Consider the following 19,622-nt stretch of genomic DNA (forward strand, 5'->3'; position numbering starts at 1 on the left):
ACTGTGTTAAGTAGATGCACCCTGATGATCTGGAGAGCTACCCAAGTGGCTCTCTGTTTTTTTTTGGCATCAGAAATTTTTCTCACCAAAAAAATTTTCCCAAAAAGGGGGTGAGGGGTCTTGCCCCTCACGGCAAACCTGATATACTGTGTTAAGTAGATGCACCCTGATGATCTGGAGAGCTACCCAAGTGGCTCTCTGTTTTTTTCTTTTTGTTGTGTTTGTTTTGTGTTTGCTGTCCTCCGTGAAATTTCATAAAAATATTACAAAATGTAAATAAAGGGTATAACCAATCATCCCAAAAATGAGATAATATGATATGAAAGATGCACCCTGATGATCTGGAGAGCTGCCCAAGTGGCTCTCTTTTTTTTATTTACTTATAGATATTAGTCATTAATTAGCAGTCATTTGTCAAGAGTTATTTAGGAGCAAGTTGTGAAGACTCGGACGAAGGACAAAAGCTTGATATAATCGCTCCTCAAACCACTAAGAGTTGTGGGAGAAAACAAATGGCAGACTGGCAGGAAATTACTGGTGGTGTCACAGCACCCAGGGGGTATCGCGCAGCAGGGATTGCAGCAGGATTGAAACCTTCGGGATTGCCGGATTTGGCTTTGATAGTGTCAGATGTGGAGGCGATCGCCGCAGGTGTATTTACGACAAGTCATGTCAAAGCAGCCCCTGTGGATTATTGCCGGCAACGCTTGCAAGGAAAGCACAGCGCTCGTGCTATCCTGTGCAACGCCGGACAAGCAAACGCAGCTATCGGCAATCAAGGCTGGTTAGATGCCTTAGAAAATGCCATGATGGTAGGACAAGCACTAGGTATCCCTTCAGAATCGGTGCTACTTGCTTCTACTGGGGTGATTGGGCAACGAATTCGGATGGATGCACTCAAAGCAGGAATTCCCAAACTCGTAGCCGCCCTTTCCGAAACAGGGTCAGATGCAGCAGCAAGGGCAATCATCACCACAGACTTGGTGACAAAATCTATAGCCTTAGAAACAACGATAGGCGATCGCCCAGTACGGATTGGCGGTATTGCCAAAGGTTCTGGAATGATTCATCCCAACATGGCAACGATGCTTGCGTTTGTTACCTGTGATGCAGCGGTGTCTCCCAGTTTATGGCAACAAATGCTAAGTCGCGCAGCTGATAGAAGCTTCAATTCGATTACCGTTGATGGCGATACAAGCACCAACGACAGTTTAATCGCTCTTGCCAACGGTCAATCCCGCACTCCGGCGATTACTGAAATGGGCGCAGAAGCAGAAAAATTAGAGGCGATGTTAACAGCAGTTTGCCAACACTTGGCGAAGGCGATCGCCCGTGACGGAGAAGGCGCAACTTGTTTGATAGAAGTGCAAGTCACAGGGGCGCAGGATGAACAAGCAGCCCGTCAAGTTGCCAAAACCATTGCAGGTTCTTCTCTTGTCAAGTCTGCCATCTTTGGACGCGATCCCAACTGGGGACGCATCGCCGCTGCTGCTGGACGTGCTGGAGTTCCTTTTGAGCAAGAAAACCTGAAAATAAACTTAGGAGATTTTTTGCTCATGGAAAATGGTCAACCGCTTCCATTTGACCGCAAAGCCGCAAGTGAATATATGAAGGAAAAAGCCGCAACAGATGCTTCTATGGCAGAAGATGCGATTGCGCAAAGCGCAGCGCCGGAGGCGATCGCCACTAACATGAGCAATGATTTGTCTGTGGATCGCAGTACTGTTAAAAAACAACGGGTAGACAATCCGGTGGTAATTTCCGTGACTCTTGGCAATGGTTCTAGTTCAGGTATCGCTTGGGGCTGTGATTTGAGTTACGACTACGTGAAGATTAACGCGGAGTATACGACGTGACGTTCTCCCACCACTGATTCGGATTACCGAATACAGTGGGGGCTTCTCCAAATCGCTTTGAAGAAATTTCCTGCTTCATTGGTCGCATCTAGGCTTGCAATCTTACGGTTGTTTGCCCCCGATAACGATACCTCCACAGGCAGTTTAGACTCTCCTGACGCCCCACGGAGAGTTGTACAAGAAGCAAAAAGCTTTGTACTACCAAACCAAACTGGTTTTACGCATTGATGGTTTCATGCAAAAGCAATCTTTCTCAATGCAACCCCCTACCAATTGTCATGGTTCTCTACCGTTCCCAACGTATGCCCTTCGGGCACGCTACGCGAACGCACTGTTCACCTTGCAAGCAAGTTCGTTTGTGTCGAGTGGTCAGTGGTTAGCTGATATCATAATTGTAGCACAAACAGACTACGATTATGGCAAGAGACAAAGTATTTCGAGTTCGGCTGACCCAGCCAAGTTTGGGACAAGCTAGAAAAAACAGCGCTCAAGAGAGGAATCTCTTCAGCCGAAGTGCTCCCTTGATTATATCAAGCGACTACCGTCCCCAGAGATTGGCGACTCTTCCGACATCTCCTCCTTTACCGAAGAGCGGTCACTTTAAGTTGGAGATGCCCTCATTGCCGCCCGCCAGAGCAATCCCGGCACGCTCACGGAGTACCGTTACAGTGCGGGACTTACGGCGAGGAAGTTAACGGTGCGAAGAATAGGAAATGGCGAAACCAGTAGATATCGGCCGGAAGCGTTTAATTAGTCTAGCACCGGATGCTTGGGTAAAATGGGTAACGCAGTCCCCCGATGTCTTAGCACGAGAAATGTAACCTCTAAGTTTCAGAGGTTACATTTCTCGACAATTATTTGAATTCCTTTGGCAACACAATATTCAACTGATTACGACTGTCAAAAAAAATATGAAAAATCGTTTGATGTCATGTCCGATTAAATAACCTTACTAAGTTTGTAGTGAGGAATGCGCGTCCTCTTCCACGAAAACAAGGACTAACAGGGCAATCGCGATTGGCTCCGCCACTGCCCCGTTCGGCTGAGCGCTCACGGCGAAGCCTTGGGCAATTACACTGTTTGACTTGTTTCTCCCAGAACTGAAGCCTCATACACCCGTTTCATTCCATCTGGACATACATTGCACTCTGATCCACAAATTTACCCATAAAAAGCCCACGATGAGTGCAGCAAAGGTTGTCCGGTTTTGTGCGGATAAAATGTAGCGGAGCAACGCCGGATTTTACTAGTTTCTCAACTTGTCCTGCCACAAGTTTCAATCGTCCAACAAACTCATCAATGCTTGAAATTGCGGGTCTTGCAACTCTGACAATTGATGCTGTAACTTTGACAATTGACTCTGTAATGCTTGGGCTACGTAGAGCATATTAAATTCTTGTGCAATTTTTAGCTGATTTTCTTTGATTTTGATTTGTTGAAGCAGGTGGTTTTCAACGTGTGTTGAATCATGATATTGAGTAATCATAGTTGCACCTCTGTTGATAAATTGATGCACAAAACTCACTATTATTCAAAATTGATAGCATAATTTTTGCTCCGACATTTAAAATCACTCTAGATAAATGCCTGATTCATACCATGATCGATTCTCTTGCTGATACAGCAAGGCTTCGAGAACTGCTCGTCAACGACTACCGTAAACTACCAGCACTCAAGCAAAAGATTGTGCAATTGTTCTCGGTAATTCATGAACCGCTAAACAGAACTTCGTTTATGGCTTGTCTTAATCAAATCGGTATAAAGGATGTTGCTGGGGCGTGTTCTTATAATTTTTATTAATTTTCGCTTCAAATGGTGACAGGTGATTCTACGTAGATAGTCGGTTCTTGCATTTTAAATGCAATTCCATAATTGTGAAGATGCTTAGAAATTTTCTCGTTTGCTAACTCCAATAACCGCTTTCTTAGTTGAATTGAATTTTCACTCGATCCTAATATAAAAAATGTCACTCTAGCATGAGTTTTTTGATTTTCAGAGTCGTCTGTCAAAGTAATATTGGTACTGCCTGGGTCAATTCCAAATAATGAGTTAGTACTATTAGCAATGACTTGCTGCACCAGTGCTTGCTCTCGCTCTTCCAGAAACTTCAAAAAGTCGATGTACAGCAAGACCATCACCTTCTTGCCTCTAGTAATATTTTCAATTTCTAAATTTGCCAATATGGAATTTGGCACAATAAAAAGTGTACTTTTTGCCGCTGTACGAATCTTGGTAGAGCGTAAACCAATCGACTCAACTCGACCAAATAAACCTTCTGGAATTTGTTGAGAACGTTGTAAACGAATATATTCTCCAGGAACAAAGGGGCGATCTAAATACAACACGATAGTTCCCAATAATTGCTCTAAAGTCTTTTGAGCAGCAAAAGCAACCGCCACACCCGCAATTCCTAAACCCGTTACTAAACCAATTAAATCAAATCGGTTCTTGGCAAAAGCTAGCACAGCAAAAAAACCAATAATCACATTTGCTAAAGTCTCAAATACTAGTAGTAGTTCATCAACTTCCCGACCAAACTTGCGGAGTAGATCTATTCCATAAACAAGGAGAAATTGACGAAATAAACGCGAAAGTAGCCAGGCAACACTAATAATTACTGCCAAATCAATAAAAGGATTAATAAAGTTATATACTGGTTGATACTCCTTAATCCAATTTAAAGATGAAGAAATTAAGATTAAGGTACCAGCAATTTTAAATAAGTTTCTAATTGGGTAGATTAATTTTTCATAAACTGTAGTCAGTTGCTGTGGAAAAAATTGCCTGAGGAGCAACCTGACAAGCAAAGGTGTATATCTTCCTACTAGGAAAGACAACAGTATAAATAGTAGAAATATTCCAAAGTTAATTAATATAGGTTTAGCTACTTTTTCAAAACTTATAAAAAATTGAATAATTTCTGAAAATTTCATAAATGAGTTTTAAATTGTAATAGGAGAATCAACATAGATAGTTGGCTCGTCAATATCAAAGGCGATACCATATTCCTTTAAACGCTGGGCAATACTTTGATTAGCAAGGTCAAGGAGTTGACGTCGCAGTCCCATTGAAACTTCACCAGAACCTAAAATAAAGAAGGTAATTTGTGCTTGCGTTCGCTCTGCTGTTTGTATTTTAGAAGACTGCCCTATTTGCTCTGGCAAATCTCTAAAAATAACATCGGTGCTGCGCGTATCAATTCCAAAAATATCGACTGTACTTTCAAGGATAACCTGGCGAATAAAAGCTCGTTCTTCATTCTCAATCGTGCGATAGAAGTTTAAATAAGTAATTGCCATCACCTTCTTAGCGCCAGTAAAGTTTTCAATGTTAACCTGCGTGAGTAAGCTATTAGGGACAATTATTAGTGTGCCCTTACCAGAGGTGCGAATTTTGGTAGAGCGTAAGCCAATTGATTCAACTCGACCAAAAGTTCCATCTGGTAAGCCAATATAGTCATCAATGACAAAGGGACGGTCAAGATAAATAACGACACCACCTAATACTTGTTCCAATATCTTCTGGGCAGCAAAGGCTATTGCTAAACCACCAAGCCCTAAACTCGCTACCAGTCCAAAAATATTGATTTGATGAGTTTCGGCAAATATAATAGTTGCTACAACTACAATAATTATATTTGCAAGTAACTTCGTAAGAAGTAGTAATTCACTGTTAACTTTTCGCCCACTTTTGATAGCTGCATCTAATAAATAGAAATCAAAAAATTGCTTGAACAGTTGAGACGCTAACCAACTGGCAGTAATAGTTAAAGCTAATCCGATGGGAATTTCTATCAGCCTAGACCAATCAGATTCTGGTAGTAAAATTGCGAATATATCAGCAAGTAAAAGACAAAATGCAACGCCCAGCCAGTTTTCATAAGGCTTCACAACTTTTTGATAAGCAACTCTTTCTTTCAAAGAAATGAAACGAGTTATTAGTGATTGTGCAAAGCTCATACTACGTAAACCCAGTATAGGAAGAAACAAACCACCACTGATGAAAGCCAATAACAAAGTCAATCCTAGAGCGCCGATTTGTAATCTCCCATCGCTATTCAGAACTTCAAACAAGGAATCTAGCACTAGTAAACTCCATTTTTTGCTGATATATACTATTACATTTTCCTGGAAGAAATCTAAATTGCATTCCTTATGCTTCAATGAGGGACAGCGCTTAATATTTGCTTATGCTCTAAAGTTAAAGCATAGACGCGGATCTCTCGCCGTAAGCGATTGCGCGTAAGCGCAACGCAGGCATAGGCGCTGCATATACCTATGCCCTACGGGCACGCTACGCAAACGGGCGATCGCGTCACTTCGATTCTCCAAGCATAGGCGATTGAATAGGACGAGCCGTTGGCGTACCAGCATTCCTTAAGCTGATTGGGAGATTGTGCTTGCGCAAGCAGTTGTTGAGTCATAGCATGAGGTGGGTATGTCTGAGGAGCTAAGACCCTATGGTTGTAGGGTTCTTCATACAAAAAGCCAAAGCAGGGATTGAGCGCAGAACTAGAACCTGCCAATACAGCCAAAAGAGTGGCTAAAAAAACAATCACTAGCCTTGCCCAAAATGTCACCCAGATTGTTTCCATTAGCTCAATACTTTTTTGGCTCAGGTGAGTGAGTTTATTCATAAACACTGCTCCGTAAAACTTTACGGTTATAGGTAGGGCACAAGAAGAAACAAGATAAAGTCAGACCTTCAAAGATGCCCTAAGATCAAGTGGATTCCGACTGCCCTGCCCATTTCTCCTATCTGCTTACAAGTAGATTCAAATAGGGATCTCAGTTCTTTCTCGCCCATCAATTCAACACTGTTATTAAACACTACAGCAATATGAAGTATGGGTTCAGTGGCTATTTTGTTGTAGTTGTCAAGATTCAAAACCTTTGCACCTTTAAGCATTCTATAGCGCTTATTCATTTCATCTTCTAGCAGAGATAGAGCCGAGAGCGCTGAAGCGACATCTTGGAAATTTGAACGCCACAACCAAGGGGCATTTCTCCCAAACTTTGGAAGAGAATTGTTCTGGATGATTTTTACCATTTAAGCATTTATCCTCAAGTTGAAAACATCAATATCAAATCAGTTTCTACAAAGCTAATATCGCTATTTGAAGTGACAAAAGATTGTTCTACACTTAAAGAGGCAAGTCTTCCTTGGCAGTTTTTTAGTTATGCAGCTACACCAAAATCTTTAAAAAGTTTGATTGGAAAACCTTTTCAAATTGCGGATTTTTTAGCTTTTCTTATGTATATATTACTTCAATCATAAAACCTTAACCAGGGTTATAAGTTAGACTTGAGACTTGCAGATTTCTATCTTTAGATAGAACTATATAAATGCTGTATTCTGCAATGGATTGGTTGAAACAGCAGCGTCACTAACACCTGCTGCCAAGCAATCAACGACAGTAGGCATGGAGTTTTATCAGAGCGCTCTAGGACGGACAATAGCTCAGGTACTTTGACTGCACATAGCCGAGGAAAGGAACTAAAATTGGTACCCAACCATTTTTTCCCCGTTCCCCAAGGACAACATTTTGACCATTAGGGACTACTCCAACCCTCGCTGCATTCATAGAAGGCTTTTCCCGCACAACTAATCCTGCGTCGGCTACAACCTTACGACAGAAGTTTTGAGAAGGGGGTGACGCCGCTTGGCAAGAGGTAAGATAATTAGTGTGTAATATGTAGCCCTGTATAGGAGCTGAAATTGGCACCCAGCCATTTTTCCCGCGATTTCGGATCGTGACTTCTTGCCCATAGTCTAAAAGACCAACCACGGAACTATTAATTGTAGGCTTTTGCCAGACGTAAAGACCGTTTCTTGCCATAATCTGACGACAGCTACCCGGATATCGCGCCAGTTGATATTCACCCTGGTTTTTTTGCAATGCCCTTTCTGAGCCAGAAGATTGAATCCCCTGAGGTTTATCTGTATTAACAGCGAAACAGGGAGTTGCAAAAACCGTTGCAGTTAACACTAGTGAAGTCGTTAAGGTTAAAAATTTTTGCCAACCACTCTTTTTCATGATGACAATTCTTCTTAGTAAAATCTGCTTTATGTCAGCACTGGCAACACCTTTTCGCCAAATACCTCAATGAACTGCTGCTGCTCTGGGTTAACGTTATGCAGAATGAGTTCATCAAATCCTATCTCAATATCCTTTTGCAGCCACTCGATATGCTGCTCTTGGTCTGGCGAGATGCGGACGTGTTTATATAGTTCCTTTGGCTGTACAAACATCCCAGCAGCATCAAACTGCTGAGGAGTTCGCAATTGGGTCATTACGATGTTTTTAAAGATGTTATTGCGCCACTGTTCATGCGCTTTTTGTCGCGCTGTCTCCTCATCGCGGTCGTAGGAAAGCTGCACTTTCAAAATCATCGGTTTGCCTTCCCCACCACCCCGGCGAAAAGCATCAACCACTTCCTTAAGTTTTTCCGGTGGGCGAGAAATCGTAATCAGTCCATCTGCCCAACCACCAAGCCATTGTGCAGTTTCGGTAGTGATAGCTGCACCAATAATGAGGGGTGGTACCTCAGGACGGGTATAAAGCTTTGCTTCTTCAACGCACACTTTACCGTGATGCGTAACTGTCTCTCCTGCCCAAAGAGCGCGGATGACATCTACGCATTCCTTAAGGCGGGCGTTGCGATCGCTCTTACAGGGCCATTTCTCTCCGGTGATCTGTTCGTTGAGTGCCTGACCGCTACCTACTGTCAGCCAGAAACGGTTGGGAAACATCTCTGCCAAAGTTGCCGCAGCTTGAGCGATGATAGCGGGATGATACCGCTGACCAGGAGCACAGACAACCCGATAAGAAAGCGTTGGAGTCGCTTGCATCGCTGCACCCAGCCATGACCAGGCGAAGCCACTTTGTCCTTGCTGTTCACTCCAGGGGTGGAAGTGGTCGGAAGACAGGGCAAGGGTAAAGCCTGCTTGTTCTGCCATTTGGACATACTTCAGCAATTCGCTGGGCTTGAACTGTTCGTGGGAAACATGATAACCAATCTTTACCATGTGAATTTCTCCTATCATTGCATTTTGGGTAGGGGAATGATTTACTAACGCATACGGTTAACCCGAAACCAGCGATAGCCGTATGCTTCTAATGGGATGGAGTGAGAATCGCCGTTGAGACATTCATACTGGCGATCGCCGCTTGTGGTGCTGCGCGGAGCGCGATTGCCCAAGGGGCACCAGCAAAGCTGATCGCCAAATAAATCAATCAAATGTTTGTACTCACTTGATTGCAACTTAACGATACACGCCCTATCAGATAAATTATGGAGGGCAATCACCGCCTTACCTTTCCACTCACAACAGTGGGCAAAAACGCTCGGATCATCCGTGTCAAGAATGTGACACTTCCCCCTCCCGAACTCCGGGCACTGCTTGCGGATGCGGATCAGGTGCTCCATCCAGTTGATTAACGAAGCAGGATCGCGTTGTTGGGCAGCAACATTAACTTGTTTATACCCGTAGTCTCCTTCTTTGATGACCGATCGGGCAAGGGTATCCGGTGGAGCGGTGGAGAAGCCACCATTCGGTTCATCTGACCATTGCATCACCGTGCGGACGCTGTTTCGACCCTCAAGCGATAAATCGTCACCCATGCCAATTTCTTCGCCATAGCGTAGCAGAGGTGTACCAGGCAGACTGAATAGCAAACTGTAAGTGAGTTCTATCCGACGGCGTTCGCCCCCTAACATCGGTGGCAAGCGACGGCGAATGCCATGCCCAAAGATTTGCATATTCTTATCAGGAGCAAACGCTTGGAAAATTTCCTCTTGTTCAGACTGACTGATACGATCAAGCGTCAGTTCGTCATGGTGACGCACAAAGTTGAGCCACTGACAGATGTGGGGAATATCAGGTAGTGTCTTGAGTCCGTCACGCAGTGCTGCGGATTCTTGACGCGCCAGAGCCAGAAACATATATTGGTTTAGCAGGAAGCTGAACAGCAGGTGCATTCTGTCGCCCTTGCCCAAGTAGAAAGGGATTTTGTCCGGCTCCACATTTGCCTCTGCCAGCAGCACCGCATCACCACGACGCGATGAAAGAAACTCTCGCATTTCTCCCAAAAAGCTTTGCAACTCAGTATGCTCCGCTTCTTTGATACCAATTGGGTTAATCAAAAAATGGGCTGCGTCAATGCGAAAGCCAGACACCCCAAGTTGCAGCCAGAAGCCCATGATTTTACGGATTTCTTCCCGTACCGCCTCTTCAGCAATGTTTAAGTCTGGCTGTTCTTTGTAGAAGTGATGCAGATAGTAAGCTCCTGCCTGTTCATCGTACTCCCAAATGCTCTCCTCCACATTGGGGAAGGCGAGGAGTGTTGGGTTAGATTTGGGCGGATTGTCAGACCACACATAGTAGTCGCGGTACTTGGAATTTTTGTCACGAGCCGCTTGGAACCAGGGATGCTGATTGGATGTATGATTAACTACTAGGTCAATAAGCACCCTAATACCTCGTTCGCTGGCTTGATGAACGAACTCCACGAAGTCTCCCAGCGTCCCCAGTCGTGGATCAACATTGTAATAGTCCATCACGTCGTAGCCGTTGTCCCGATTGGGAGAGGGATAAAACGGCAACAGCCACAGACAGGTAATCCCTAGTCCTGATAGGTGATCCAAACACTTAGTAAGTCCTTGAAAGTCACCTATACCGTCGCCATCTGAATCCATGAATGTTTCGACATCCAAAGAGTAGACAATTGCATTTTTATACCACAAATTTTGCATAGTTCTGTATTTCTAACGGCTGCTGGCGTAAGCAATGGTGCTGAGTAAAGCATTCTCAGACTGTCTGGAATCAAGTCTAGTATGCTGGACGACAATCGGAATATCAGATTCAATGACGCTGGCGTAGTCGGTATCGCGTGGAATGGGTTCTGGGTCAGTCAGGTCGTTGAAACGCAGGTGTTGGGTGCGTCTTGCAGGAACGGTGATGCGGTAGGGACCGATGGGTTCCCTGTCGCTGAAGTAAATTGTGATTTCCACATGGGCATCTTGGTCTGAAGTATTCAGCAGACAGGCAGTTTCATGGCTGGTAAACTGGGGTTCGGGTCCTTGGCTATAAGCAGGGATGTAACCTTCAGCTATTGCCCACCTTGTTTGTCCAATTGGGTTACTCATAATCGAATCTCCTTAGTTCAAATTTGCGCTTGCAAAATTTCTCTATTCACCCACGCTCAATTGATGCAGAGAAATCTGTTTGCATACGCTCTCTAGGGCTAGCATCAGTGACTGCATCAGTTCAGAATTTTCACTATAGTCAGCAGGCGCTAGGTTGACTACTCGCTGACTTTGGGTAATGTTTAACTCTCGCCCCCAATCCTGTGGGGTGCGGTTTTTGTAAACGCCGATCGCTACTCCCTGCTCTTGATTCAACAAGGAAAAGCAGGGAATGTCAGACGCTCCATCTCCAACATAAATCACCTGCGTCAGTGGGACGTGTAATTCCTCCTGTGGCACATCCCGATAAACAAACGTTTGACCATCATCTTTATGATGCTCAATCCCTTTAGCCAGTTGGAACAGATAGCGAGTTTTTTCGGTGTGGGTAACAATCTTCTTAAGAAACTCAATTCCGCCGTCTTTGCCATAGTGAAACTCGCAGCCCCACATTGCTTTAAAGTTAGGGGCGATGCAGTTATGACGGGCAATTTCTACCATCCCGCAGGTGATTAAGTAAAACTCAACTTCCACTTTTGGATTAAGTTCATGAGTAAGCTGTCGCAGACGATCAAACATTTCCGACACCCCATCAAAGGGAGCTAATTGTTGACCAAACCAGGCAAAATATTCCTGTGTAATTTTGTTGCCTTGTCGCTGTGATTCCTCAATCAAAGCGTAGAATCGGGCAAGAATCTTGTCCCAACCGCTGTCAATCAGTGGTTGAATACGTCGGGCGCGAAATTGAAGAGCGTCAATACCGCAGCTGTTGAGCAGACTATCGACAGTGTCCGGCACAAGAGTATCGTCGAAGTCGAAAACTACGGCAATGCGGTTAGAAAGTGATTTAGTTGCTAGAGTCATAACAATAAGCTTCAGTTACAGTTAACCAACAACACCAATTTGATAGTTGCGCTTTTCCCAGTGGTTGAGGTGATCACAGGTAACTTACCTCCTGTCAAGTTGACTCGAAACTGCCGACATAGGGCGAGCTTCTACTGACTACTGACTGAGTAGCTGGTAAAGGTAGATAACCGCAAATACAGCGAAGAAAATTCCGGCAACAGCCGTTGCACCAAACGTAAACTTCGACGGGCTCAATTCCTTGGGCAACATCCGGTAGTTCAGGTATAGGGTCAGTCCCGTGACGATGGGGATGTGAGCAGCTTCAATTGCTCCTGCTGTTTGCAGCAAGCCGACAGGTTCGCCAAAGAACAGGTAGATGGCAATGGGCAGCACTGCCAGAAGCACCACTATGTAGAAACGTTGCAAGAACTTTTCGTTCGTCCAGCGACCCCGTACCCCAAACCCTTGTAAAATAATCTGCGTACCATCGGCAAACATCCGCCCAAAGCCATCTTCTACTGAAAGCGTGGTGCTACAGAAGGTGATAAAAACGATCGCCACCATAAACCAGAAGCCTAAGGGTCCCCACAAATCGCCCAGCAGACGACCCAGGGTTTCGGCAACCTGACTTTCTTTTGGCACCAACCCTTCTGGACGCAGCAACTCTCGACCAAGAATCAGAAAAGATAGTGCTGCCAATAGCGCACCAACCACCGCTAAGGTGTTGGAGAAGGTCATTAGAGAAATCCAGCCACGCAGCTTTTTTCTTTGCTCCTGACTTAGTTGCTTAGGGTCAATCCCCTCTTGCCCCTTGATACCAGCAGCGCCGTACCCTTTAGCTTCCACCCAATAGGAGTACCACATCAATCCTGCTGCCCCTGCTAGCATAAAACCCAGCCAAGGCAGAATTTCCTGATATTGCACGTTATTAGGGATTTGAGGGACTAAACCCCCTGCCAGTTGTTGAATGTTGGGGAAGACAAAAATTGCCGCAACTACCACTGCCAGTGTACGGGCGATACCCACATAGGAAGAAATCTTTTCAACTACAGAGTATTGCCCTAAAAGGACGATCGCCGCCGTTACAAGGATAATAATCACCGTCCACATTTGGACAGTTCCCCCTGTCATTAAAATCAGTGCTGTGGCGGCAGCACCTGCGAGTCCCGCAACGGTAGAGATTGCTACAAACACCTGCGGCAGCAAAATCAGCCAGACTGCCCAGTTTTTCGGACCGGGAATTTGCTTGAAGCCTTCAAGTATCGTTGCGCCGGTGCAAACTGAAAAGCGACCCACTTCACGGTTAATAAACCATTTGAGGATAACAGCGGCAAGCAGCGCCCACAGCAGAGAATAGCCGTAGAGAGCGGCGATTCTAGGTGTAAACAGCAACTCTCCTGAACCCGCTGCCGAGAGCATCCACAAAAAACTTGGTCCCAACCACAAAAAGCGTTGCCAACCCTTTGGTGGCTGCGGTATCTGTTGATTGCTGCCCTCACTCTGCTTGTTAGATGTCTCTACTGAAGAAGTGTGATTATTTTTATTGTTCATTTTTGTGCCATCTTTGCTTGCTTTTAGAACTAGTTTCTAAAGTCCAAGGCATGACCGATTTACTCAATGCAGCCACAGCAATACATTGCCAATGGTTGCAACAATCATGTTTATCTAGAAGGTGTCACGCTTGTTGCTGCAAGTAAGTTGCTGTTTTCTGGAACTATACCCAGGCGATCGTTTTCTTCATATTCAGGTCCTTCACAGCCAGTAGCAAGTGCTAACATTGCTCCAAGAAAAAGCACAGAAATCAATTGTTTAAAGATAGCCATTTTTCTTATCTCCTTGTCATTTTTTGACTATAATTTTACTTTTACTTTTTCTTAATAAAAGATAAAATTCAATAAATATGAATAAAGTAGCTTCACACAATCCCATGACTACTGTGTTAAGAAAATTTTAAAGCTTATTATTATGGCTTGAAATATATAAAAACTACTAATATAGCTTATTTATCATTCAAAAAATTATTCAATAAAAACTATAATTAATTATTGAATAAATAATTTTTCTACAAAATAAATATTTATATGAAAAAATCATGTTTTCATATAAAATTAAGCGTTTCAACCTAATTGAAGGACTGATGAACTGTATACAATTTGAAGATAAGCCTTAATAGTGGAAAACTCGTGGAGAATTCAAGCTTGTTTTCCAAAATAATACTAAAGAGATAGTGCTACTAACTCAATTTGAATAGCTAAGGATGACAGCAAGCCTTAAGTTGACCACACTCCTATGCAACATATATTGGATCACGTTCTCCACCAGTTTTCCACTATTGAGACTTAAGCTCAACGTGAGTTTGACGAATTAAAAATTGCAGCAAGTAAAGCAGGCATATGTTTCGGATAAATATCAAGTGAAGGTTTTTGAGTACGAAATTGCCGTTGTTAACTGATGCGCTTTTTAACTTTAACAGTGGAGGCGATAAGCAAACTTGATGCTTAACAGAATTACTAATGTTATTTCTTCCCTTGGATACTTGGGTATTGCTCTATTAATGGCGGAAAGAGATGCCTTTGCTTTCCTTCTTCGGTATTGCTGTCATTAGAGGCTTTTTATCAGAGAGTCGAGTTTACAGGCTAAACCTTTATTCTACCTAAGCAATATCAATTAAATTTCCTCCTTTCATCTTTGCTTGATCGCAGTTTTACTTGAGTGCACAACCTAATGCGAGACGTACTGACGTACTATTTGTGCAAATTGCTATCACTATTGCTGTACAGATGAGAAAACAACAAACAGGTGTATTTATGACTGTAATGACAGACGAGGAACTTAAAACTATAGTCGTGGATAAACTTCGCTGGGACGAGCGTGTGAACGTAGCTGAAGTTAATGTAATAGTTGAGAATCGCAAAATAACCCTCAAAGGTACAGTGTCAAGCTACAAAGCCAAACGTATCGTCAAGGACGATGTGAGAGAGGTTGCGGGAATAATTGAAATAGATAATCAACTAGAGGTGCAGTATCCACTTATGACCTCTCTCCCTACAGATGAAGAAATCGCATTAAATGTGACGAATGCTCTTACTTGGAACGCAGATATTGACGCTAGTAAGATTAATGTCAGCGTTATTGGAGGTTTTCTAACTCTGCAAGGCGTAGTGGATGCTTTTTGGAAGAAATTTCAGGCACAAGATATTGCCTACGGGATCGCTGGGGTTATTGATGTTGTCAATGAACTAGCGGTTATACCTACCAAGGAAGCTCAAGATGAGGAGATTGCAAAATGCATTGGGAATGCCGTGGAACGCAACATGGATGTAGAAGCTGGAGATGTAAACGTGATAGTAGAGAATGGTAGAGTTTCCCTAACAGGTTTTGTTCCTAATTGGGCAGCGTGGCGAGCAGTGCATAACACAGCTTCCCATACCACAGGAGTCATTGTGGTAGTAGATAAGCTCGTCATTCGTTATCCAGATAATTGAATAGACACTCTAACCTGAGACAGAGTAGTTGTTGCTCGTTTTTTTCTACGATTTCCAAAGCCAGAATTATCAATTTCTGGGAGACCAACAAATACCCTTTCCATTACTCTTACCAGTGATAGCCAGGGTGTTTGGTTTGGTTTCTGAAATTGGAGCTACCTTAGGGATTAGTCTAATTTCTCTAATTCTGTTATCTCAAAATGTTTGGCTATCCCTCAAAGTTCTGGTGGCTCGTATTGTGCTTCAGCAGATACAAAATAACTGGTTGACTTTGCGACTAAACTAGCAGTTGAGCGTTGAGTACTAATTTTAGAACAAACGACTATACAAATGGCTGTCAACCTGTGGATTGAGCGACTCGCACGGTTCGGTTATGCGGCTAAAGGGGGGGTCTACTTTATCGTCGGGTTGCTAGCGCTGCCTGTGGGATTTGGCATCGGTAGCAAAACAACTGGCACGAGTGGTGCTCTCCAAACAATCATTACGCAGCCGTTTGGAAAATTTTTGCTGAGCGTGGTTGCTTTTGGTCTCATTGGTTACGCAATCTGGCGTTTCACTCAAGCATTTATAGATCCTGAACACCAAAATACAGATGCGAAGAGAGTTGTACAGCGCCTTGGCTACGCGCTCAGTGGTCTGAGTTACACAGGTTTAGCCCTGACTGCGGTGCAGCTCGTTGTTGGTTCGGAAGGTAACAACAGTAGTTGGAGGCAAGACTGGACGGCGCGCTTGCTTGCACAGCCCTTCGGTCAATGGCTAGTCGGAATTGTTGGGGCGATTGTACTAGGCGTGGGTTTTTCCTATGTGTATAGAGCTTACACTGCTGAATTCCGTGAACGGTTCAAATTGGACGAGATGACCAATGCCCAGGTAAAATGGGCGACGCGCATCGGCAGATTTGGTATTGCTGCACGTGGCATTGCTTTCGGCATCATCGGCCTTCTTGTGATTCAAGCTGCTGTTCAGTCCGATCCAGACGAAGTCCAAGGACTGGGTGGTGCTCTGCAAACGCTGGCACAAGAAACTTTGGGTCAGTGGATTTTGGGTGTTGTCGCGGTTGGTCTCGTAGCTTATGCTATCCATATGCTGGTACTAGCGCGGTATCGTCGGATTATAATCTAATGAGTCTGCGGGTGGTAGCTTTGTCTGCCAACTTATTCCATCGTTTGGCTTGACTGAGCGATCACTACGGGTTTGCCCTCATATTCCACTTCCAGATCGGGCTGCAAGTCAAAATCGAAGTCTCTCTCGATCTCTGCTGTAACGAACTTGCGAACTGAGCCGATCACCTGGACAGTCTTGCCCTCATCAATGGAGCCTGCTGCTGGAATAGCACCAATAACTAGCAACTCTTTACCGCCAACAAGCTCTTTGTCATCGAGTGTCAATGCATTTGGGCTGATGACTTTTGCAACTTTGCCACTAACGGTTACTGTCTTGCTTATGAATTGGTTTGGTTCCTCGGCGATTTCACCTGGACGGGGCGTTAGAACTACTGTCGTAGCGATAAGCACAGGCTTACCTCTGAATTCCACTTCAAACTCCTGAGCCAAGTCCAAATCGAACTTACTCTCGATTTGTGATCGCAAAAACTGACGAACTGTGCCTGTCACCCGAACGAGGCTGTCCTTGACTATAGGAGATTCTGTAGCATTCACGACCAGTACCTCTGGGTCGTTAAACAGTCTATTACCTTCAATTGTGAATGCCTTCGGACCAAGGATTTTTTCGACTTCTCCACTGACAGTAACGGTCTTGCCTATGAGGTCGGCATTTGGTGCGTTAACGACTTCACTTACCGTTGTGCCAGCCTTAGGACCAGGTGACGGAGTGCATGCTGGAAGAACTACAGCAAAGAGTGCCAGGGCAATTGTTCCATTAGTTTTCCACAATGCCTGAACAAAGCTGCCATTACGGATCAGCTCACAATTGAGAACACAATTTTTACTAAGTCTATTTCTCAATCAAAACATCCGCTTAAACTTACTATTGGTCACATTCTCTTTGAGTTCTAGGGGTGGGTCTACCTCAGACAGTAAGAAAACAGTAGTTATTAAAAAACTACTACCTCTATCCAATAATACAGAGAAAGCCTTAGGTGAGCTAAGGCTTTCTTTTGGTTACTGACATATTAGAACTCGCAGCCTTGTTTCCATAATTTGGAAACGTCCCAAGAACCAATTTCTAGATTAATAAACTGGGAGATACTAATCTCTATAGCCAGTGTGGACTGTATCAGGTTCACGATAAGCAGTAGGTTCTTGGCGACGGCTTTTTCCAGCCAAACCAAATAGACCAACCAAACCAATTAATCCCAGCCAACCCCAATCGAAATCGTCATCTTCATAAATTCCTGTCTGCTCATATGGTCCTCCAACGCCGGGTTCAACTTGAGCCGTAGCAGGCAGAGTTAAGGGCATAATTGCCGTGGACAATGTGAGAGTGGCAACTCCAATCATTTTGAACAAATTAACACGTAGCACGGTGAAATCTCCCTTTCTTTTGTGAAGTAATGGTGAACTAATACAGCAGCAATTCCTGAGTCAGAAGTCAGAAGTCAGAAGTAAAATTGCCTCTATGTCTGGCTTTTAGACAACAGCGTTGTACTTCATTTACTTGCAATGTGCTGTAACTACTACTTAAAACCCCATTAAGAGCGTTCTTTTAATGTGTGATTTGAGAATTCGTCACCTATTTTTATCTACAATTGGACGACCTTCGGTATCCACATCTAGCTCTTCTCGACGAACCTGTTCTTCTGAGCTAACCATTTCTTGCTCTACTTGTTTCCTGATTCTGACTTCTTCACGCAAGACGGCTTGTTTGTGAATATCAGGCTTCTCTTCGTAGATATCCATACGTGCGACTTCTCCAGAGCGGAAAGCAGCTTCCCCAGGAGAAACAGGTTGAAAAGCGTTTTCTGGAGTCACTCGCTCAATCACGACTCGCTCTTTTTCTACTGGTACAGAAACCCGTTCTGTTTCTGTTTCAACGTGTTTGCCAATTGTTACTTCTCCAGCCTTGTGGCGGGTTTTATTGGCAACCAGCCGTTCTTCGTAGAGTTTGAGCGTTTGATGATCCTGCTCATTCATCTGGTACAGATCCGGCTCTTCTTGGTAGGTGTATGCATTGCGATCATAATCAACATTTCTAGCCGCAACCGGAGTAGCCTGTGTCTCAGGAGCTTTGTAGGGTATAGGTGCCGCAGGTGCATCTAAAGGAGCCGATGCCTCTAAAGGTGCTGATGCCTCTAAACGTTGAGTGCGATAAACTCCCCGCACTCGCTCTTCATAATCGTAATCAATTCTCAGGTCTTCGCTGAACTCAGGCAAATCTTTTGCTTGCTCTTTAGTGAACCCTACGGCATAAACACGGCGATCGCCTTGGTCAATTCGGGTACGACCTACTGGTAGTAATACTTGCTTTCCCAAGATCCAAAAACCAGTGTCAACGACCAAATACCGGAAATGACCTGACTCGTCAACTAATATATTTTTAACGGTGCCGACTTTTTCATCATCTCTATCTGAATAGACATCATAACCCTTGATGTCATCACCGCCAAAATAGCCTTGGTAGTTTGCGTCAAAATCCTCAAGTTTGTAAAGAACCATTTTGCGATTGTTCCTGTATTGTATTCTACTCAAATTAATATCTATCGCACGTTCCAAGTGTCAAGCTCGACTATATAATTAGCTTCTCACATTCAAGCTTAGTCATTTGCGCTTGTACTGCGTTGGGCAGATCACAAAAGAGTTTTGATCCACTTTTACAATGAAAACTCCTCGACTTTGATTTCCCTTAAAACCAATATTACTTTGGTTGAATACCTATGGAATATCAGGAGTTAGCTCAACTAAACGAATGCCTAAATATGGATGCTCAACAAAGAAAGGTGGAAGATATAGTTTTAAGTTAACTGGCAAAAGTGGAAAACTCGTGGAAATTAGGAATGCTCACAAAAAGTACTACTTAAGAAATAGGTTTTAAGCTCGACAAAATCCATTCAGGCGTTCTGCATTTTATTTTGTCTTTGTCCCTTAGAGCGAACTCAACTAGGGATGATAAAGTTTAATTCAAGATTAGACAATATTTGCTGATTTAACACTGATGTCTATTCTTTGGAAGTTCCTTGCTTTGGCGATCGCCCTTGGCGGGAGAAAAGCGCCATCGCGCCGCGCCATCGCTCATATTGCTCTCCAATGCCATCCAGTTCGTTTTGCCACCGCAGTCGATGTAACATAGAA

The 19,622-nt window shown here is 43.9% G+C and carries 22 protein-coding genes; 6 read left to right on the plus strand and 16 right to left on the minus strand.

Annotated elements, in window-relative coordinates; translation table 11 throughout:
• Positions 1–512 precede the first annotated feature (512 nt).
• The 3 genes from argJ to ACM0OZ_RS40930 all read left to right on the plus strand — a co-directional run bounded on the left by argJ (position 513) and on the right by ACM0OZ_RS40930 (position 2,803).
• Positions 513–1,856, plus strand: a complete 1,344-nt coding sequence (argJ, locus tag ACM0OZ_RS40920; RefSeq protein ID WP_414588608.1) for a bifunctional ornithine acetyltransferase/N-acetylglutamate synthase — start codon at positions 513–515, stop codon at positions 1,854–1,856.
• A 172-nt stretch (positions 1,857–2,028) separates the two neighbouring features.
• Positions 2,029–2,331, plus strand: coding sequence for a hypothetical protein (locus tag ACM0OZ_RS40925; RefSeq protein WP_414588609.1), 303 nt, complete (start codon positions 2,029–2,031; stop codon positions 2,329–2,331).
• Positions 2,332–2,698: 367 nt separating this feature from the next.
• A complete protein-coding gene (locus ACM0OZ_RS40930; RefSeq protein ID WP_414588636.1) occupies positions 2,699–2,803 on the plus strand; it encodes a hypothetical protein in 105 nt (34 codons plus the stop codon).
• Positions 2,804–3,132: 329 nt separating this feature from the next.
• Here the strand turns inward: ACM0OZ_RS40930 and ACM0OZ_RS40935 are convergent, their stop codons facing one another.
• Positions 3,133–3,342, minus strand: a complete 210-nt coding sequence (locus ACM0OZ_RS40935) for a hypothetical protein (protein WP_414588610.1) — start codon at positions 3,340–3,342, stop codon at positions 3,133–3,135.
• 113 nt (positions 3,343–3,455) lie between these two features.
• On the opposite strand from ACM0OZ_RS40935, the gene ACM0OZ_RS40940 reads away from it, so the two are divergent.
• A complete protein-coding gene (locus ACM0OZ_RS40940) occupies positions 3,456–3,656 on the plus strand; it encodes a hypothetical protein (RefSeq protein ID WP_414588611.1) in 201 nt (66 codons plus the stop codon).
• Positions 3,657–3,664: 8 nt separating this feature from the next.
• Here the strand turns inward: ACM0OZ_RS40940 and ACM0OZ_RS40945 are convergent, their stop codons facing one another.
• The 11 genes from ACM0OZ_RS40945 to ACM0OZ_RS40995 form a co-directional block, all read right to left on the minus strand.
• Positions 3,665–4,789 carry a mechanosensitive ion channel family protein gene (locus tag ACM0OZ_RS40945; RefSeq protein ID WP_414588612.1) on the minus strand — a complete coding sequence of 375 codons (1,125 nt, stop codon included), beginning with the start codon at positions 4,787–4,789 and terminating at the stop codon, positions 3,665–3,667.
• A 9-nt stretch (positions 4,790–4,798) separates the two neighbouring features.
• Positions 4,799–5,941 carry a mechanosensitive ion channel family protein gene (locus tag ACM0OZ_RS40950; protein WP_414588613.1) on the minus strand — a complete coding sequence of 381 codons (1,143 nt, stop codon included), beginning with the start codon at positions 5,939–5,941 and terminating at the stop codon, positions 4,799–4,801.
• Positions 5,942–6,138: 197 nt separating this feature from the next.
• Positions 6,139–6,492, minus strand: a complete 354-nt coding sequence (locus ACM0OZ_RS40955; RefSeq protein ID WP_414588614.1) for a hypothetical protein — start codon at positions 6,490–6,492, stop codon at positions 6,139–6,141.
• A gap of 68 nt (positions 6,493–6,560) precedes the next feature.
• Positions 6,561–6,905 carry a hypothetical protein gene (locus ACM0OZ_RS40960; protein ID WP_414588615.1) on the minus strand — a complete coding sequence of 115 codons (345 nt, stop codon included), beginning with the start codon at positions 6,903–6,905 and terminating at the stop codon, positions 6,561–6,563.
• Between the two features lie 394 nt (positions 6,906–7,299).
• Positions 7,300–7,893 carry an SH3 domain-containing protein gene (locus ACM0OZ_RS40965; RefSeq protein WP_414588616.1) on the minus strand — a complete coding sequence of 198 codons (594 nt, stop codon included), beginning with the start codon at positions 7,891–7,893 and terminating at the stop codon, positions 7,300–7,302.
• 29 nt (positions 7,894–7,922) lie between these two features.
• Positions 7,923–8,885, minus strand: a complete 963-nt coding sequence (locus ACM0OZ_RS40970) for a TIGR03885 family FMN-dependent LLM class oxidoreductase (RefSeq protein ID WP_414588617.1) — start codon at positions 8,883–8,885, stop codon at positions 7,923–7,925.
• Between the two features lie 44 nt (positions 8,886–8,929).
• Positions 8,930–10,612, minus strand: a complete 1,683-nt coding sequence (locus ACM0OZ_RS40975) for an alpha-amylase family protein (protein WP_414588618.1) — start codon at positions 10,610–10,612, stop codon at positions 8,930–8,932.
• Positions 10,613–10,624: 12 nt separating this feature from the next.
• Positions 10,625–11,005 carry a sensory rhodopsin transducer gene (locus ACM0OZ_RS40980; protein ID WP_414588619.1) on the minus strand — a complete coding sequence of 127 codons (381 nt, stop codon included), beginning with the start codon at positions 11,003–11,005 and terminating at the stop codon, positions 10,625–10,627.
• Positions 11,006–11,047: 42 nt separating this feature from the next.
• Complete coding sequence (locus ACM0OZ_RS40985) at positions 11,048–11,908, minus strand: HAD family hydrolase (RefSeq protein WP_414588620.1); 861 nt, start codon at positions 11,906–11,908, stop codon at positions 11,048–11,050.
• Positions 11,909–12,046: 138 nt separating this feature from the next.
• On the minus strand, positions 12,047–13,441 hold the full coding sequence (locus ACM0OZ_RS40990) for an Nramp family divalent metal transporter (protein WP_414588621.1): 1,395 nt from the start codon (positions 13,439–13,441) through the stop codon (positions 12,047–12,049).
• 110 nt (positions 13,442–13,551) lie between these two features.
• Complete coding sequence (locus tag ACM0OZ_RS40995) at positions 13,552–13,713, minus strand: hypothetical protein (RefSeq protein ID WP_414588622.1); 162 nt, start codon at positions 13,711–13,713, stop codon at positions 13,552–13,554.
• 984 nt (positions 13,714–14,697) lie between these two features.
• On the opposite strand from ACM0OZ_RS40995, the gene ACM0OZ_RS41000 reads away from it, so the two are divergent.
• Together ACM0OZ_RS41000 and ACM0OZ_RS41005 are read left to right on the plus strand one after the other, a co-directional pair.
• Positions 14,698–15,375, plus strand: coding sequence for a BON domain-containing protein (locus tag ACM0OZ_RS41000; protein WP_414588623.1), 678 nt, complete (start codon positions 14,698–14,700; stop codon positions 15,373–15,375).
• Between the two features lie 330 nt (positions 15,376–15,705).
• Positions 15,706–16,497, plus strand: coding sequence for a DUF1206 domain-containing protein (locus ACM0OZ_RS41005; protein WP_414588624.1), 792 nt, complete (start codon positions 15,706–15,708; stop codon positions 16,495–16,497).
• A 32-nt stretch (positions 16,498–16,529) separates the two neighbouring features.
• Here the strand turns inward: ACM0OZ_RS41005 and ACM0OZ_RS41010 are convergent, their stop codons facing one another.
• From ACM0OZ_RS41010 to ACM0OZ_RS41025, 4 genes are all read right to left on the minus strand, one after another.
• Positions 16,530–17,339, minus strand: coding sequence for a hypothetical protein (locus ACM0OZ_RS41010; RefSeq protein ID WP_414588625.1), 810 nt, complete (start codon positions 17,337–17,339; stop codon positions 16,530–16,532).
• A gap of 243 nt (positions 17,340–17,582) precedes the next feature.
• Positions 17,583–17,858 (minus strand): WGxxGxxG family protein, encoded by a 276-nt coding sequence (locus ACM0OZ_RS41015; RefSeq protein ID WP_414588626.1) that lies wholly within the window; start codon positions 17,856–17,858, stop codon positions 17,583–17,585.
• Between the two features lie 204 nt (positions 17,859–18,062).
• Complete coding sequence (locus ACM0OZ_RS41020) at positions 18,063–18,989, minus strand: DUF2382 domain-containing protein (RefSeq protein ID WP_414588627.1); 927 nt, start codon at positions 18,987–18,989, stop codon at positions 18,063–18,065.
• A 500-nt stretch (positions 18,990–19,489) separates the two neighbouring features.
• The gene (locus ACM0OZ_RS41025; protein WP_414588628.1) at positions 19,490–19,618 is read right to left on the minus strand and encodes a hypothetical protein; all 129 of its coding nucleotides are present in this window, start codon (positions 19,616–19,618) and stop codon (positions 19,490–19,492) included.
• Positions 19,619–19,622: the final 4 nt, after the last annotated feature.

Origin of the sequence: Scytonema sp. PCC 10023 (assembly GCF_963920835.1) — a bacterium.
Lineage (GTDB): Bacteria > Cyanobacteriota > Cyanobacteriia > Cyanobacteriales > Nostocaceae > Kalymmatonema.